Raw genomic sequence first — 17,336 nt, 5'->3', positions numbered from 1 at the left:
AAGATAATATAACTCCTATAATATGTTATCTAAAAAGAATTTTAAGTTTACAAATAGGAGAAGCAAATATGAATACAAAAAACTTAGTTTTCGTCGCTTTATTTAGTTCTATTATGGGAGTGTTAGGGTTAATACCTCCAATTGCTCTTGCTATTACACCAGTTCCGATTACATTGCAATCACTCGGTGTTATGCTTGCTGGTGGTTTGTTAGGATCACGTCTTGGTGCGTTAAGTCAGCTTATTTTCTTACTTATTGTTGGAGTTGGGGCACCATTACTTGCTGGTGGGCGCGGTGGCCTTAGTGTATTTGTTGGGCCAAGTGCAGGATATTTACTTGGTTATATCGTTGGAGCGTTTGTCATTGGTTATTTAATTGAGCGCTTACGTGAAATTTCTATAATAAAGGTATTATGTATTAATATAATTGGTGGTATTTTCGTAGTTTATGTATTTGGTATCATTGTACAAGCATTCGTAATGGATATTTCTATATGGCAGACGATGAAAGTAAGTGCCGTATTTTTACCAGGTGATTGCATAAAAGCGATTATAGCAGCAATTCTTGTAACGAAATTACATCGTTCATTGAAACATATTATTACGCCTGCTCTAAAGAGTGGGAAATATACAAATGCGGGATAAGAAAGAGAAGAAACACGTTCATTGCGTGTTTCTTTTTATTATTTCGTAAAGGAAGGACGTTTCAAATGGGGATTACAAAAGAATATAAAGAGTATGCCACTTTACAACCAAATAAAATAGCAATAAAGGAAAATAATCGAGTTTTAACATATAAAGATTGGTTTGAGTCAGTGTGTAAAGTAGCAAACTGGTTAAATGAAAAAGAATCGAAGAATAACACGATAGCAATTGTATTAGAAAATAGTATAGAGTTTTTACAACTATTTGCAGGTGCTGCTATGGCCGGATGGGTTTGTGTGCCATTAGATATAAAGTGGAAACAAGATGAGCTCAAAGAAAGAATTGCAATCAGTAATCCGGATATGATTGTGACAGAGCAATATAAGTTAAATGATCTATTGGATGAAGAAGAAAGAGTAATTGAAATTGATGAATGGAAAAGAATGATAGGAGACTATCTCCCTACGTATCATCCTGTAGAAAATGTACAACATGCGCCTTTTTATATGGGATTTACGTCAGGATCAACTGGGAAGGCAAAAGCATTTTTACGTGCGCAACAATCGTGGGTTCATAGTTTTGATTGCAATGTACATGACTTTCATATGAAAAAAGAAGATTCTATTTTAATAGCTGGGACGCTTGTTCATTCTCTTTTTTTATACGGCGCAATAAGTGCATTATATGTAGGACAAACGGTGTACATTATGAGAAAGTTCATTCCAAATCAAGTGTTAGATAAGTTAGAAACTGAAAATATATCAGTTATGTATACAGTTCCGACAATGCTTGAATCTTTATATAAAGAAAATAGGGTGATAGAAAATAAAATGAAAATTATTTCGTCAGGAGCGAAATGGGAAGCTGAAGCGAAAGAAAAAATAAAGAATATATTTCCGTATGCAAAAAGATATGAATTTTATGGTGCATCAGAGCTAAGTTTTGTAACAGCACTAGTCGATGAAGGAAGTAAAAGAAAGCCAAATTCAGTAGGGAAACCTTGTCACAATGTGCAAGTTCAAATATGTAATGAAGCAGGAAAAGAAGTACCGAAAGGCGAGATAGGAACTGTTTATGTGAAAAGTGATCAGTTTTTTATGGGATACATAATAGATGGAGTTTTAGCACGGGAGTTGAATGCAGATGGCTGGATGACAGTGCGAGATGTAGGCTATGAAGATGAAGAAGGCTTTATATATATTGTCGGTAGAAAGAAGAATATGATTTTATTTGGAGGAATCAATATTTATCCAGAAGAAATAGAAAGTGTATTACATGAACACCCAGCTGTTGAGGAAATAGTTGTAATTGGTGTGAAAGATAGTTACTGGGGTGAAAAACCTATCGCCATCGTAAAAGGAAGTGCTACGAAGCAACAATTAAAAGGTTTTTGCTTACAACGATTATCCTCGTTTAAAATACCGAAAGAATGGTATTTTGTAGATGAAATACCGTACACAAATAATGGGAAAGTTGCTCGTATTGCAGCAAAAAGTATGATTGAAAACCGGGAGAAAATATATGAATAGGGCGGTTATTGTAGAAGCAAAAAGAACACCTATTGGTAAGAAGAATGGGATGCTGAAAGACTATGAAGTTCAGCAATTAGCCGCACCACTGCTCTCGTTTTTAGGTAAAGGAATTGAGAGAGAAATAGACGATGTTATATTAGGGAATGTTGTTGGGCCGGGAGGGAATGTTGCAAGATTATCTGCTCTAGAGGCAGGACTTGGCTATCATATTCCTGGTGTAACGATTGATCGGCAATGTGGTGCTGGTTTAGAAGCAATTCGCACTGCGTGTCATCTTATTCAAGGCGGTGCAGGTAAGTTCTATATCGCCGGGGGAGTAGAGAGTACAAGTACGTCACCTTTTCAAAAAAGAGCACGCTTTTCACCTGAAACAATTGGTGATCCTGATATGGGGGTAGCGGCTGAATATGTTGCGGAGCGTTATAACATAACGAGAGAAATGCAAGATGAGTACGCTTGTCTGAGTTATAAACGGACACTGCAAGCGCTAGAAAAAGGATATATACATGATGAAATATTGTCTTTTAATGGATTATTAGATGAATCTATAAATCCAAAAATGAATTATGAACGAATCATTAAAAGAACAAAACCCGCATTTTTACAAAATGGTACAGTAACGGCAGGTAATTCATGTGGTGTAAATGATGGGGCATGTGCTGTTCTTGTAATGGAAGAGGGACAAGCCCGAAAACTAGGATACAAGCCTGTTCTTCGTTTCGTCCGCAGTGCTGTAGTTGGAGTGGAGCCAAATTTTCCGGGGACTGGTCCGATATTTGCGGTGAACAAATTATTAAACGAAATGAATATGAAAGTAGGGGACATCGATTATTTTGAAATAAATGAAGCATTTGCTTCAAAGGTTGTTGCTTGTGCAAAGGAGTTACAAATTCCTTTCGAAAAATTAAATGTAAATGGTGGAGCAATTGCGCTCGGTCATCCGTACGGTGCATCTGGAGCTATGCTTGTGACACGTTTGTTTTATCAAGCGAAAAGAGAGCATATGAAATATGGAATTGCGACGTTAGGAATTGGTGGTGGAATAGGGCTTGCGCTATTATTTGAGAAAGTAGAAGACTAGTGAGGTATTAACTGTACTATGATTAATAGGGGATAATTAGTTCTATATATGAGTGAATATCCTCTCTTAGTAACCAAAAAACAAACAACTATTATTCTATATTTTTGAGTTACCTGAGGTTAAATTTGTAAGCCTGAGCCTCATAAAATTGGTATAATGTAGTAATATGGGTGGAAGATGGAAAAGCTGATATTAGTAAATTGAGCATAAAAATTTCATATGCATCCAGATAAGTATTAATAACATTTCTCTCTCTGAACATAAAACTATACATATATTATGATAGGTAATATAGGCGTTATTCTTATTATATTGCTCTAAAATAATCAAACCAGTTTATTTGAAGAAAGGAATGGGAATATGAACATTGGTGAACGGATTCGACAAATACGTATACATAAAGAATTCACGCAAGGGGAAGTAGTATCAGGGGTATGTTCTATAACTTATTTAAGTAGAATTGAAAATGGACAAATTAAACCTTCAAATTCTGTTTTAAAAAAAATCGCTAAAAATCTAGATATTGATTACAACTTTCTTGTAGGTGCAGATTATGAGGATATTGAAGCTAAGATTCTTGAAATATGTAATAGGTATAAAAATGATAACGTTATAAACTCTAAAGACTTATCATCTTTAGAGTTATATGTTCGCGATACAGACTCTATTCTCTTATTATTAAAGGCCTATGGTGTTTTAATATACTACCATTCTCGAAATAATAACTTATTACATGTAGCAACGATTGTAAATGAGGCTTCGCAAGTACTTCCAAATCAAGTAGCCTCCCTGTATACTCAAGACTTTATATATTATTTAATGGCACGAGGTTATTATTTTTCTAATAAACAAGACTATATGACTGCAAATGAAATTTATATGCAGACAGAGAGTTTACTTGGTCTAGATGAAACTAGGCTACACGCTGATATATATTATAATCTAAGTCTAACAAATCAAAGTCTTTATAAAGATCAAACGATTAGTCGTTTGTATGCTAAAAAAGCCTACAGATTGTATGAAAAATTAAATGTAGAAAATCAAGTAATAAACATTCTTATAATCATTGCACTACAATATCAAAAAGATAATCTACCCGAGAAAGCTCTTGAATCTTTAAAACAAGCAGAAATTAAAGCAGAGGTTAGTGCTAATCCCATGTATTTACCTTTGATTGCATATAATTATGGGAAAATATATCAAGGATTAAAAGATTACACCAATTCTATTAAATACTATGAAAAAAGTTTACAGACTAGCAATCTCTATCCAGATCAAGCTCAAAAAATATACGCAGTAAGAAACTTAATAGAAATTTATATAGAATCTAAAGACTGGAAAATTGTTAATAAACTGATGGATGATGCATTAGAAATGTTATCAATTTCTGATATGCCACACGCATATGTTGAAATATATGGACTGAAGGGGAAAATATCCAAATTAAGGGGCGATAATCATGGATATGAGAAAAATATGCAAAAAGCTATTGAAATGGGCCTAGAAAAAAAGCAATACCCTTTAGTTCGTGAACTCGCTACTGAACTAGGAAACTATTTTTATGATAATCGTGCCTATAAAATGTCAGCAAAGTACTTGAAAATATCCAGTCAACTCCCCACTTAAGCTACGCTTAAGTGGGCTTTCTTATGTATTGATCTAATAGGAAATTAACGCCAGTAAAACTAATATGTTTATAACGCTTCCATTCAAGTACATTACTTTCGTCAAATATCTAGTTAGGGGAGTACAACTTTCCTATATTTCAAAATAAGTAAAATACCAAGTTTAAAACAATTGATAATTCGCTAAAAATTTAATGGAATTTTACTAATTGTTATTAACATAAATGAACATGTATATTTTAAGTACAGAAATTCAAACAGTAAGGAGGTACTTATTCAATTGATTTTGATAATGATTATTTTGTTCGTTTAAAAGATATAAATATTCAAGACTTGAAGGCAGGAATAGGTGAACCAAAAGGGCCATGAGCTATCGGATATATGATAAATCGAAACGAAAGTATCCGGCATTAAAAAGGATTTATGTACCAAAGATTAAAAGAAGCAAACTACAGAATGTAAGTTAGGCTTACAAAAGAAATTGCATATACATGGAGAGTTAGAAGAACAAATTAAGTTATCATTTAATTTCAAGAAAATAATGATGTCTTTAAACGTCTTACAATGGATGAAAAAGACAGTATTTAAGCAAATTCAGATGAGATGAACAAAAAAATTGATGGCACTGAAGATACAATGCAGCAGACTTTACTTAATAAAAAAGAAAGAGGGATACATATGAAACGAAACGAAACGGGAACTAAGCGAAAAATAGTAAGATATACGGGTGGGATTGCTATACTTATATTATTGATATCCTTTATATATCAATGGAAAAATGGTTTAGAGGTTGATACTACTGAAAACTTCAGTCTGGCATTAATTGTTGCCATTTTCCTGTCTAGTTTTATTCCCGAAAGAAAAAGAGATAGTTAAATAATTGAATAGGAAATTGAGATCTATTTCTCAATTTCCTATTTATACAAATGTAAATTCAAAATAAGAGATAAATGCTTAATATCGGTGATTACATACTTGAATAACAAATAATTCTTATTCAATATTTAATTATCTTTTAAAGTTTTTTAGATTTATGTCTTGATAGTAGTGCTATTAGTTTTCTACTTTTTGAGGAACATAAGCATTGCTACCAGGTTTTGCTTTTATTTCGTTCCAAGCAGCGATCGCATCAGCTTTTGATTTCCCTTTGTTATTTGGATCTTCGAAAAAGTCGCGAGTGAAACGATTGTATTCAAACTGAGAGCTGATAGTTGTTTTATAAGTAGGATCTTTTTTTCGTTCGTTTTCTTCATACCAAAACGTTATTGCGTCTTCATATGTTTTTCCAACATTCTCTTTAAAAAACTTTTGAAGAGCTACTGTAAAGCGGAAGTTTGCTCCGATTTTTTCTTTGAAAAAGGACCGAACCTCTTCGCTACAGCGGTGATTTTCAGTAATAACAGTTTGAAGAGAAAGGTCTTTATAAGAGAGAGAAGTTTTACTCGCTTTTGGACCAGAGCTGTATTTTAATATTTTACCAGTAGTTAAATAATGTGAGATACGCTCGGTTATTTCAATCTTAGAACCACTAGCTGGCAAACCATGTTCACGACAAAATATTTGAAGTTCTTCTTTTAACCAATAATAGTTTTGGAAATCTTCAATTGATATAGACTTTGTTAAAGATGGACGCATGAATGTAACAACTTCTTTCTTCCATAATTTTCTTTAATTACAAAACATACGTTCTTTTTGTGGAAGGATTTATTTGTAAATTTAATAGGAAGAGGAGATTGTATATAGAAAATGTAATGCAAGTTCGTGTTACTGGAATTTTAATTGAAGATGAAAAAGTATTGCTAGTAAAGCAAAAAGTGGCTAATCGGAATTGGTCTTTACCTGGAGGAAGAGCAGAGAATGGTGAAACGTTAGAGGAAGCAATGATTCGAGAAATGAGAGAAGAGACAGGGTTAGAAGTTAACATTCAGAAGCTACTCTATGTTTGTGATAAACCAGATGCACGCCCGTCTTTATTACATATAACGTTTTTGCTTGAAAGGATTGAAGGTGAAATTATGCTACCTTCTAACGAGTTTGATCATAATCCGATTCATGATGTGCAAATGGTGCCAATTAAAGATTTAAGTTATTATGGTTTTTCGGAAACTTTTATCAATCTTATAAGTGAAGGTTTTGTAAATGCAGGGAGTTATCAAGGTTTGAAACAAAATATAGGTCTGTAAATATAGTGGAAGGATAGCCGTTCGCTATCCTTCATAACATGTTTTACACTGCTGACTGTAAAGAAGAAACAAGTTGATTTAAAAACTCATCCCCAGTCATAATCGCTTTCCCACCGCCACGAGCACTTTTTTTATTTCCGCCACCTTTTCCTTCAATTGCAGGAAGCGAATCTTTTAAAAGTGTGTTCATATCAAGCGGGACTGTTTTTCCGCAAGCGAGGATGCATTGTAGTTTGTCATCGTTTTCGATAACGAAATATGTAATGGCAAGCTCTTGTTGTTCTGTAATAATAGCAGAAAGCTTTGCGATTTCTTGCATAGAACGATTTGTAAATACTTTAGAAATAAGTATGCCAGCATGTATTTCTGAAGGCTGTTGCAGTAGTTCGTTTGCTTCTGCATATAATAATTTTTCATTCATTGTTTGTATTGTTTTTTCGTTTTCTTTTTGAGAAATAAGCAGTTGTGCTACTTTTGCTGGAATATCATTCTCGCTACTGTTTAATTGTTTAGAAGCATCTTTTATAATTTGTTGCTGTTGCCCCATTAATTTAAGTGTGCGCCAGCCAGCGATAAACGTTAATCGTATGCCACCTTTATTACGCTCCCATCCTAATACTTGAATAGGACCTACTTCACCTGTATGTTTCGGATGTGTTCCGCCACAGCCGTTGTAGTCGAAGTTTTCAATTATAACAACACGTATATTTTCTGTTAAAGTCGGTTCTTTACGAAGGGGCAATGTTTTCGCTTCTTCTAAGTTCATCCACTGGATGCGGATTGGATGGTTTTCAAAAACAATTTTGTTTGCAATTTGCACTGCTTTTTCAACTGTTTCTGCATGAAGATTTTCTGTTTCTAAATCAATTGTTATCGTCTCTTTACCAAGATGGAATCCAATCGTAGGTACGTTAAAATGATCCCAAAAAGCAGCAGATAAAATGTGTTGAGCTGCATGTTGCTGCATATGATCAAAACGGCGCTCCCAATTGATTTTACCTTCAACTTCTTCTGTATGTAATTGTTCTACAATGAAGTGACGAATTTCTCCATTTATCTCTTCTACATTGATTACATCGATATTATTTAGTGTGCCGGTATCATACGGCTGCCCGCCACCTGTCGGATAAAATGCCGTTTCGTTTAAAATAACGTATAAGTTACCATCTTTATCATAATCTTGCTTTATAATTTTAGTAGTAAAGTCTTGCTTATAAGCGTCAGTGTAATATAATTTTTGCTCCAATTTTCTTTCCCCTTTCGTGTTCGCTAGTTTCATTGTAAAGCAATTGAAATTAGTTTCCTAATATTTCAGAAGAAAGAAACTATTTTTAGAATTTTCTTGCTATAATAAGAAAAAGAAAATGCGGGGGTGGAATGAATATGTTGTATGAAAACGGCGTAGATAAACTGCTTAGTTTAAGCAAAAATATTTCTGAATTGTATCGAGAATTAAACGAAATGACCCGGATTTTAACGGAGTGTAACCGTGAAAGTGTGAAGTTTGATCGGTTATATGTAAAAGAGGTAATGTGGAAGAAAGAAGATGTAATCGAGAAATATGACCAGTTACTTGTGCAACTTTGTATAAATGAATGCTTTGATCTAAAAAGTGTTATTACAGGGGAATATAAGTATACATATGAAGAAGTAGAAAACATCGTTTTACAATTTAATGAAAAGTATAATGTCGCAATTTTAATTAAAGATGTTTGTAAAGAATTACAGTTTACATACGGCATAGATATGGATATCACAAGAACAGCTCGAGTATCAACAGCTCAAGTATAAAAAGGGAAAAGAAAGCAGATCCTTTGCTTTCTTTTTTTGTGTGATAACAGGGAGAGTAGGTTTTTAAGATGAAGGGGAAGTTACAAAATATTCATCCGTTAGGAATGACAATTATAATAGGGACTTTATTTGCGAGGTTCGCCACGTCAATGAGTATTCCTTTTTTAGCAATTTATTTAACGACTGTTAAAGGCGTATCAGCTGGAATGACGGGTGCTATTATTGGAACGAGTGCACTTGTTGGAGTGTTTGCTAGTTTTATCGGAGGGAATTTATCTGATCGATTCGGTCGAAATATGATTCTAATATGGTCCATGATCGTTTGGGTGTTTGTATTCATAGGATTTTCACTTGCAGATCATGTTTTAAGTTTCTTTTTATTAAATGCTTTAAATGGATTATGTAGGTCCTTTTTTGAACCGACGTCAAGAGCGTTATTATCAGATTTAACGAAACCAGAGTATCGTTTACTCGTATATAACTTACGATACGGTGCAATAAATGTTGGAGTAGCGATTGGTCCACTTGTTGGATTGCAAATCGGAAGCGCAAAATCAACAATTCCTTTTTTAGTAGCAGCGGGGGTATATATTCTATATACAGTTATATTAGCGTTCCAATTCAAGAAATATCCACTGGAACAAAAGGAGATTAATAAAGAAAAGCCTGTTACAATGCTAAATGCGCTGCGTATATTACGAAAGGATGTCGTATTTTTAGTTGCGTTAGTTGGCATTATTTTGAGTAATTGTGGGTTTTCACATTTAACGACGACAGTGTCTCAATATTTTGCAAATGCACATATATTTCAGGATGGAGTGAAGCTGTTCTCATATATGCTCGCTTTAAATGCAGTTGTTGTAGTGGTTATCCAATATCCTATTATTCAAATGTGCAAAAAGTACACACCATTAGCATCTATTATGGTTGGAACTTTATTTGTGAGCGGGGGATTATTTGGTTTTGGAATAGTAGAATCTATGCTAGGTACTGCCATTTGCACAATTATTTTTACAATTGGAGAAGTATTAATGTTTTCAATGACGGATGTATTTATTGATGATATAGCTGTTTCACATTTAAAAGGAACATATTTTGGAGCAATGGGATTTTCAGGAATTGGAGCAGTAATTGGTCCATGGTTTGGGGGAGTACTTCTCGATTATTACGGGTACCAAAATGGATTTGTAGTATTTTCAGTGCTAGCTATATTTTCAACTGTAGCATTTCCTGTACTTTTAATTACAAAAGGTTTATTGAAAAAAAGATATGATGGAAATCGTAATTTAGAAATACATGCGAAATAAAATAAGCCCCAGTCGACGACTGGGGCTTATTTTTGTATTTATTTTACTTCTCAATTTGAAAAAGAACTTTTTCTTCATGTTTATTAGCAACTTCATTTTTGGAGATATGAATGGCTAAATATCCATTCTCTAAGCAGGCTAGCATCTTTTTATAAATAATAGTAGCGGGTAAAGGAATAATCCGCTGCAAAGAAATATTTTTATAAAGTATGCAAATGTTTAGGCCTGTCTCCATCTTTTTAATAACTACATTTTGTTCAGGTACATTTGGTACATCTGTTTCCAAAATGTACTCTTGTTCCGTTTCGCAAAGGTCAATATGAATTTGATTTGGGAAACTAAAGTTACTACAAGAATCAGAACAAAATTGATCCATCCATTCTTCGAAACCATCAACATGAAAAAGACAATTCTTCTTTTTCTTGCCCATGTAAGACACCCTCCGTAAAATCTCAATTCATACTATGTTATGCATGAATGAAGTAGGGGTGAAGAATAAATGTAAAAATATAAACATTGTATGTGATAAAGGTAGCCAGTGTGAGCCTTTTGTTTTACATATCATGATGTGCATGATTTTTTTGACGTGAATGGTTACGGTTTTTTACTTTATGAGATCCGCTTAATGGTTCAGGTTGTCCCTTTTTTTCTTTCGCTTCACGATTGTTTTTTCCCATTGTATGTGACACCTCCTCTTTCTCTTTAGAATGAGAGAAGTTTGCAAATTTATACGAGAATGTTTTTAGAAAAAAAGGTAAAGATAAATGGGACTAACTATTATGGAAAGGGGATTATATAATGCCATATCATAAAGATAAACAACAAGCTTTTCAAGCAGCGCAGCAAGGAGTTACACAAGCAGAACATGCATTTAACAACATTGTAAAAAATGATCCAAACTACGGTCATGATTTAAAAGAGTTGCGCCAAGAGGTTCAGGAGGCGTATGAACAGATTCAAAATGCGTTAGAAGTAGCTTCGGAAACACAACGCCCACAACTTGAGCAATACGAAAATAATCTCCAAAATATTATGCAACATGTAGATCAATTAGAAAAGTAAATGAGGTTGTTGTGTATTCGACAACCTTATTACTTTAACGAATATTATGCGAAAACAGAAAATTTTTCTACTCGTTTTTTCTTTATTATGCGCAGTACATATATTTCAAGTTGAAAAAGTGGAAGCGAAAATGTTGCTCAGAAAAGAGCTAGAACCAACTGGCTATGTAACATGGGAAGTACCTAATAATGAAAAGATTATTGCTATTACATTTGATGATGGACCGGATCCGACTTATACACCACAAATTTTACATTTATTACGTCAATATAAAGCAGAAGCGACATTTTTTATGATTGGATTTCGAGTTCAGCGTAATCCATATTTGGTGAAACAAGTGTTAAAAGAGGGACATGAAATTGGAAATCATACGATGAATCATTTGTATGCGAGTAATTCATCAGATGAAAAATTAGAAAATGATATTTTAGATGGAAAGAAATATTTTAAAAAATGGGTGAAAGAACCGTTGCTATTCCGTCCTCCTGGCGGATATATTAACGATGCTGTATTTAAAACAGCTAAAGAAGCTGGTTATCAAACTGTTCTATGGTCGTGGCATCAAGACCCACGTGATTGGGCGAATCCAGGGGTTGAATCCATTGTAAATCATGTAGTGAAACATGCTAAAAGTGGAGATATCGTATTGTTACATGATGGAGGAAATGATCGTAGTCAAACAGTAGCAGCATTAGCAAAAATTTTACCTGAGCTGAAAAAACAAGGTTATCGATTTGTGACGGTTTCGGAATTACTACGTTATAAACATTAGAAAAAATCCCAAAAGGAAATGGCCCTTTTGGGATTTTTCGTTACTGGTTCTTTTTACGTTTCTTATTATTTTGTCGCTCTGCGGGAGTTAAAGGCTCGTTTGCAAATTCTTCATTGTAACCAGTTCCTTGTCCTTGTGCAGATGCAGCATTCATTCCTGAAATAGTATGATTTGCTTTTCTTTTACCCATTTTATTTCACCTCTATAACTTTTTTGTATGTTGAATGATGAGCAGTTCATAGTATGTATGAACTGTAAGCAAAGCGCTAATAGAGCACTTTACTTTATGGTAATAGTATTCATAAGGAGCACGAACACTATTCAAATTTAGAAACATAAAGAAAACTTATGATAATCTATAAGTTTCTTATTATTTACTTATTTAGAAAGTTGTAATAAGATATTATCGTAAGGTATTGAAAAGTTTGTCTACATTTTATATTCAGACAACTTAGTCACGTTTAACAGGGGGGAAACATAATGGTCAAACATAATCCATTTCAATCACGTGCAACTTTTGAAGTAGATGAAAAAACGTATCATTATTATGATTTGAAAGCGCTTGAAAACGCAGGGGTTGGCAACGTATCTCAATTACCATATTCCGTGAAAGTTTTACTTGAATCAGTACTTCGTCAAGTAGACGGACGTGTAATTACAGAAGAGCATGTTACAAATTTAGCGAAATGGGGAACGAAAGATGTGCAAGATATCGATGTTCCATTTAAACCATCTCGTGTAATTTTACAAGATTTCACTGGTGTACCGGCTGTTGTAGATTTGGCTTCGCTTCGTAAAGCAATGGCAGACATGGGTGGGGATCCTGATAAAATTAATCCAGAAATTACTGTAGACCTTGTAATTGATCACTCTGTACAGGTTGATAGAGCGGGTACGGCAGACGCGCTTGCATTCAACATGGACTTAGAGTTTAAACGTAATGAAGAACGTTATAAATTTTTAAGCTGGGCACAAAAATCATTTGATAACTACCGTGCAGTTCCACCAGCTACAGGTATTGTACACCAAGTAAACCTTGAATATTTAGCACCAGTTGTTCATGCTGTGAAAAATGCTGAAGGTGACTTAGTTGCATACCCAGATTCATTAGTTGGAACAGACTCACATACAACAATGATTAACGGTATCGGCGTTCTTGGATGGGGCGTTGGTGGTATTGAAGCAGAAGCAGGAATGCTTGGACAGCCTTCATACTTCCCAGTACCTGAAGTAATCGGTGTGAAATTAACTGGTACACTTCCAAGTGGTACTACAGCAACAGACGTTGCATTAAAAGTAACACAAGTATTACGTCAAAAAGGTGTAGTTGGTAAATTCGTTGAGTTCTTCGGTAATGGACTAAAGAGCATGCCTTTAGCTGACCGTGCAACAATTTCAAACATGGCACCAGAATACGGCGCAACTTGTGGCTTCTTCCCAATCGACGATATTTCATTAGAATACTTACGTTTAACAGGTAGAGATGAAGAGCAAATTCGCGTTGTTGAAGAATACTGTAAAGCAAACGGCTTATTCTATACAGCAGACAGCCAAGATCCAATTTACACTGATCTTGTTGAAATTGATTTAAATACAATTGAATCTAACCTTTCTGGACCGAAACGCCCACAAGATTTAATTCCACTTTCAGATATGAAAGATGCGTTCCACAAAGCTGTTTTAGCGCCAGTTGGAACACAAGGACTTGGATTTAATGAGGAAGAGTTCGATAAAGAAGTGAAGGTTACATTAGAAGATAAAGAAGTAACGATGAAAACAGGTGCAATTGCAATCGCTGCAATTACAAGCTGTACAAATACATCAAACCCATACGTATTAATCGGGGCAGGTCTAGTTGCGAAAAAAGCAATTGAAAAAGGGCTTGTAGTACCTGAATACGTAAAAACATCATTAGCACCAGGGTCTAAAGTTGTTACTGAATACTTAGATAAGTCAGGTTTAACAACATATTTAGATCAATTAGGTTTCCAAACAGTTGGTTACGGCTGTACGACTTGTATCGGTAACTCTGGTCCATTAGCGCCAGAATTAGAAGAATCAATCGCAGCAAACGACTTACTAGTAACATCTGTTTTATCTGGTAACCGTAACTTTGAAGGTCGTATTCACCCACTTGTAAAAGCAAACTACTTAGCATCACCACCACTTGTAGTGGCATATGCACTTGCAGGTACTGTTGATATTGACCTGAAAAATGATGAAATCGGTAAAGATGCAAATGGCAATGCTGTTTACTTCAACGATATTTGGCCATCAGCTAAAGAAATTGAAGATGTAGTTCAAAGTGTTGTTACATCTGAATTGTTCAAAAAAGAATATGCACAAGTATTTAACAGCAACGAGCGTTGGAATGAAATCCAAACTTCAAATGAAGCTTTATATACTTGGGATAATGATTCAACATACATTCAAAACCCACCATTCTTTGAAGGTTTATCTAAAGAGCCAGGTGAAGTTGAAACGTTATCAGGCTTACGCGTAGTTGGTAAATTTGGTGACTCTGTAACGACAGACCACATTTCACCAGCAGGTTCAATCGGTAAGCACACACCAGCTGGACGCTACTTATTAGAAAACGGCGTACAACCAGTTGACTTTAACTCTTACGGTTCTCGTCGTGGTAACCATGAAGTTATGATGCGTGGTACATTCGCGAACATCCGTATTAAAAACCAAATCGCACCAGGAACAGAAGGCGGGTATACAACATACTGGCCAACTGGTGAAGTAACATCTATCTATGATGCTTCTATGAAATATAAAGAAGATGGCACAGGCCTTTTAGTTGTTGCTGGTAAAGATTACGGTATGGGAAGTTCTCGTGACTGGGCTGCAAAAGGTACAAACTTATTAGGTATTAAAGCAGTAATCGCAGAAAGCTTCGAGCGTATTCACCGCAGTAACTTAGTGTTAATGGGTGTGTTACCACTTCAATTTAAAGATGGCGAAAGCGCTGAAACATTAGGTCTTGTTGGTAACGAGTCATTTGAAATTCAAATTGACAAAACAGTTAGACCACGAGATCTTGTAAAAGTAGTTGCAACTGATCTAGATGGCAATGAAAAACAATTTGAAGTAGTAGCTCGTTTCGATAGTGAAGTTGAAATTGACTACTACCGTCACGGTGGTATCTTACAAATGGTTCTTCGTGAGAAAATCGAAGAGTCTAAAGTGTCGAACTAAATAATTGAAATGAACGATAAGGAAGCTAACAACTGTTAGCTTCCTTATTTTATGGAAAGGGATGAAACCATGTGGTTTCATCCCTTTCTTTTTACTATAAAAAATGGAGGGAATGTCATGAAAGAATATAAAAGAATTTTGTTACCGTTACAGAAAGAAAAAATATTAGTAATAGCAGCTGTATGTAGTGGATCCTTTGCAGCTATTTTAAATTTATCTCGTCCACTATTTATGGGACTAATTGTAGATAACTTGATTCAACGGGAGTTAAAGGGAGTGTATCTTTACATTACTTTGTTTGCAGTTAGCCGCTTGTTAATGTGGATAAACAATCTTTCATTCGATTATGTAAGCTCCAAAGCAAGTCAGCGAATATTACGAGAGAAGCGTATAGATGTATTGCGCCATTTTTTTCTATTACCGTTTGAAGAGAGTGAGAAAATCAAACAAGGAGAGTTAGAAACGTTAGTCGTATCTGATATTCCGAACTGGGTCAGATTATATGGTTCTATATTAATAGAATATATACACGCCATTGCGCAATTTATCGGTGCGATCATAGCGCTGCAACATATAGATACACAGTTCATCTGGTGGGTAACTCCGTTTTTATTTTTAAGTGCAGTTGTTCCAATGATTATGGGAAAAAAGGTAAGAAATATCGCAAGCATTGCTCAAAAAAATCAATCAAGTGTTGTAGAGATGGTTTCACAGTTTGTAAAAGGTGCACAAGATTTACGTAGTTTGCAAAAAGAAAAATGGGCTATTCGCTTATTTAAAGGGGTAACGGCGCAATCTTATAAAACAGAAGTAAAGAAGACAATGATGCAACACTGCATTGGAGTGGTTGGAACAGTTATTGAAACAGGAGCATATATCGTTGTTATGATTGTAGGCGCACAAAAAATAATGAAGGGGGAAATGGAAGTTGGTTCACTTGTTGCAGTGTTAGCTACAATTGAAATGCTCTTTTTCCCAGTCCGTTACGTGGGCGATTTATTAATGATGACACAAGTTGCGGTTGCTTCGGCAAATAGAGTTTTTTCCTTTTTAGATAAAAGAGTGGCAGATAGTAATGTAGAAAGAGCGATGGGGATGACGATAATAAATGTTTCATTTCAGGAGAGTGAAGAAGAGAAATGTAGAATTAATAATATTGATTTGAAAATTAATCCTGGTGAATTCGTTATCATTGTCGGAGAAAGTGGTGCAGGAAAAACAACGCTTTTAAAATTAATGACAGGTTTGTATAAACCATCTAACGGTAGCGTTGTTTATTATGGTCAAAAGGCTCGAATGACTACAGTGTGGCAAGAACCTCGTTTCTTTCGGACGACAGTAAACGAGAATATGTATTTCGGAGAAGAGTATTTAGAAAAACAGTTAGAAAAAAATATTGAACTTGTTAATGTGAAGCCGATAATTAGGGGGCTATCTGAAGGGATTCAAACTGTATTACATAAAAGTGGTGAAGAGTTTTCGGGAGGAGAAAGAAAACGTCTTGCATTATTACGAGCAATTGGTTCAAATCCGAATCTTATTATTTTAGATGAACCGACTGCGGGGTTAGATCCGAGTAATCAAGAAACTGTTTGGAATATGATTGAAGGACTAGGAAGGGATGTAACGAGAATTGTGGCAACACATGATGTAGAGAAAGCGATACTAGCAGATCGTGTTGTCATAATGAAAGAAGGCAGTATTGTTGCATGTGGAAGTCCTGAAAAATTAATGTATAATCATTCATTTTTTAAGAAATGTGAATAAAGATAAGAGCGACATAGTGCTCTTATCTTTATTCAATCGTATTAAGTTGATACGTATAAGACTCAGTATCGTTAGCATCAAACTCTTTCACTAAAGTAAGTTGGTTTGTATCTGGATTATATTTAAAAATTTTGACCGTATGTTCACTGCTTAGAGATGGATTATATTCTTGAATGGCGAATGTGTTTTCAGCAATCTGTGTCATATTACCGGTCGAAACATTTTCTGTAGAATCATGATTTGTAGAAATTTCAACGACTTTTTTACCATTGAAAAATAAAAGAACAATCACTAAAACAACTAAACATATCCGTATATAACGAAGTTCTTTACTTATAGGATGTTCTCCCAAAATAATCATCCTTTCT

The 17,336-nt window shown here is 34.7% G+C and carries 18 protein-coding genes and 1 pseudogene; 13 read left to right on the top strand and 6 right to left on the bottom strand.

The annotated features are described in order from the left end of the window. Positions 1-68 precede the first annotated feature (68 nt). The 6 genes and pseudogenes from VF726_RS19515 (at position 69) to VF726_RS19490 (ending at position 5,758) form a co-directional block, all read left to right on the top strand. A complete protein-coding gene (locus VF726_RS19515) occupies positions 69-644 on the top strand; it encodes a biotin transporter BioY (protein ID WP_440171291.1) in 576 nt (191 codons plus the stop codon). A gap of 65 nt (positions 645-709) precedes the next feature. Next, positions 710-2,173, top strand: a complete 1,464-nt coding sequence (locus tag VF726_RS19510; protein WP_440171290.1) for an acyl-CoA synthetase — start codon at positions 710-712, stop codon at positions 2,171-2,173. Next, a complete protein-coding gene (locus VF726_RS19505; RefSeq protein ID WP_440171288.1) occupies positions 2,166-3,257 on the top strand; it encodes an acetyl-CoA C-acyltransferase in 1,092 nt (363 codons plus the stop codon). The genes VF726_RS19510 and VF726_RS19505 overlap by 8 nt, the downstream gene beginning before the upstream one ends. A 360-nt stretch (positions 3,258-3,617) precedes the next feature. Further along, positions 3,618-4,883: a helix-turn-helix domain-containing protein gene (locus VF726_RS19500; protein WP_088023433.1), complete on the top strand. Its 1,266-nt coding sequence runs from the start codon at positions 3,618-3,620 to the stop codon at positions 4,881-4,883. A 266-nt stretch (positions 4,884-5,149) separates the two neighbouring features. After that, a pseudogene (locus tag VF726_RS19495) lies at positions 5,150-5,489 on the top strand (hypothetical protein); the annotation flags it as partial. Positions 5,490-5,560: 71 nt separating this feature from the next. Further along, positions 5,561-5,758, top strand: coding sequence for a hypothetical protein (locus tag VF726_RS19490; RefSeq protein ID WP_078401409.1), 198 nt, complete (start codon positions 5,561-5,563; stop codon positions 5,756-5,758). Positions 5,759-5,935: 177 nt separating this feature from the next. Here VF726_RS19490 and VF726_RS19485 read toward each other — a convergent pair whose 3' ends face one another. Further along, complete coding sequence (locus VF726_RS19485; RefSeq protein ID WP_440171285.1) at positions 5,936-6,517, bottom strand: DUF6434 domain-containing protein; 582 nt, start codon at positions 6,515-6,517, stop codon at positions 5,936-5,938. 104 nt (positions 6,518-6,621) lie between these two features. Here VF726_RS19485 and VF726_RS19480 point away from each other — a divergent pair, with 104 nt between their 5' ends. Continuing rightward, positions 6,622-7,065 (top strand): NUDIX hydrolase, encoded by a 444-nt coding sequence (locus VF726_RS19480; RefSeq protein WP_048550149.1) that lies wholly within the window; start codon positions 6,622-6,624, stop codon positions 7,063-7,065. Between the two features lie 43 nt (positions 7,066-7,108). Here VF726_RS19480 and VF726_RS19475 read toward each other — a convergent pair whose 3' ends face one another. Next, positions 7,109-8,311, bottom strand: coding sequence for an alanyl-tRNA editing protein (locus tag VF726_RS19475; protein ID WP_440171283.1), 1,203 nt, complete (start codon positions 8,309-8,311; stop codon positions 7,109-7,111). A 137-nt stretch (positions 8,312-8,448) separates the two neighbouring features. Between VF726_RS19475 and VF726_RS19470 the strand changes: the two genes are divergently transcribed. Both VF726_RS19470 and VF726_RS19465 read left to right on the top strand, forming a co-directional pair. Further along, positions 8,449-8,856 carry a hypothetical protein gene (locus tag VF726_RS19470; protein WP_042875382.1) on the top strand — a complete coding sequence of 136 codons (408 nt, stop codon included), beginning with the start codon at positions 8,449-8,451 and terminating at the stop codon, positions 8,854-8,856. Positions 8,857-8,924: 68 nt separating this feature from the next. Then, a complete protein-coding gene (locus tag VF726_RS19465) occupies positions 8,925-10,163 on the top strand; it encodes an MDR family MFS transporter (RefSeq protein ID WP_440171280.1) in 1,239 nt (412 codons plus the stop codon). A gap of 43 nt (positions 10,164-10,206) precedes the next feature. On the opposite strand, the gene VF726_RS19460 is transcribed toward VF726_RS19465, so the two are convergent. Both VF726_RS19460 and VF726_RS19455 read right to left on the bottom strand, forming a co-directional pair. After that, positions 10,207-10,593 (bottom strand): Hsp20/alpha crystallin family protein, encoded by a 387-nt coding sequence (locus tag VF726_RS19460; protein WP_440171278.1) that lies wholly within the window; start codon positions 10,591-10,593, stop codon positions 10,207-10,209. Between the two features lie 124 nt (positions 10,594-10,717). After that, complete coding sequence (locus tag VF726_RS19455) at positions 10,718-10,840, bottom strand: small acid-soluble spore protein P (RefSeq protein WP_000517650.1); 123 nt, start codon at positions 10,838-10,840, stop codon at positions 10,718-10,720. Between the two features lie 121 nt (positions 10,841-10,961). Here VF726_RS19455 and VF726_RS19450 point away from each other — a divergent pair, with 121 nt between their 5' ends. Both VF726_RS19450 and pdaB read left to right on the top strand, forming a co-directional pair. Then, on the top strand, positions 10,962-11,225 hold the full coding sequence (locus tag VF726_RS19450) for a hypothetical protein (protein ID WP_001146291.1): 264 nt from the start codon (positions 10,962-10,964) through the stop codon (positions 11,223-11,225). A 46-nt stretch (positions 11,226-11,271) separates the two neighbouring features. Continuing rightward, on the top strand, positions 11,272-11,997 hold the full coding sequence (gene pdaB / locus VF726_RS19445; protein ID WP_440171276.1) for a polysaccharide deacetylase family sporulation protein PdaB: 726 nt from the start codon (positions 11,272-11,274) through the stop codon (positions 11,995-11,997). A 40-nt stretch (positions 11,998-12,037) separates the two neighbouring features. Here pdaB and sspO read toward each other — a convergent pair whose 3' ends face one another. Further along, complete coding sequence (gene sspO / locus VF726_RS19440) at positions 12,038-12,187, bottom strand: acid-soluble spore protein SspO (RefSeq protein WP_000518057.1); 150 nt, start codon at positions 12,185-12,187, stop codon at positions 12,038-12,040. Between the two features lie 290 nt (positions 12,188-12,477). Here sspO and acnA point away from each other — a divergent pair, with 290 nt between their 5' ends. Continuing rightward, positions 12,478-15,201, top strand: a complete 2,724-nt coding sequence (gene acnA, locus VF726_RS19435) for an aconitate hydratase AcnA (protein WP_440171273.1) — start codon at positions 12,478-12,480, stop codon at positions 15,199-15,201. A 51-nt stretch (positions 15,202-15,252) separates the two neighbouring features. Then, positions 15,253-16,968, top strand: a complete 1,716-nt coding sequence (locus VF726_RS19430) for an ABC transporter ATP-binding protein (protein ID WP_440171271.1) — start codon at positions 15,253-15,255, stop codon at positions 16,966-16,968. 28 nt (positions 16,969-16,996) lie between these two features. On the opposite strand, the gene VF726_RS19425 is transcribed toward VF726_RS19430, so the two are convergent. Further along, positions 16,997-17,329, bottom strand: coding sequence for a YmzC family protein (locus tag VF726_RS19425; RefSeq protein WP_440171269.1), 333 nt, complete (start codon positions 17,327-17,329; stop codon positions 16,997-16,999). Positions 17,330-17,336: the final 7 nt, after the last annotated feature.

The sequence above is a fragment of the Bacillus sp. Brlt_9 genome (assembly GCF_051948935.1).
In the GTDB taxonomy this organism is placed as follows: domain Bacteria; phylum Bacillota; class Bacilli; order Bacillales; family Bacillaceae_G; genus Bacillus_A.
Note: the sequence above shows the minus strand (reverse complement) of the source record. Positions and strands in the feature narration are given on the sequence as shown.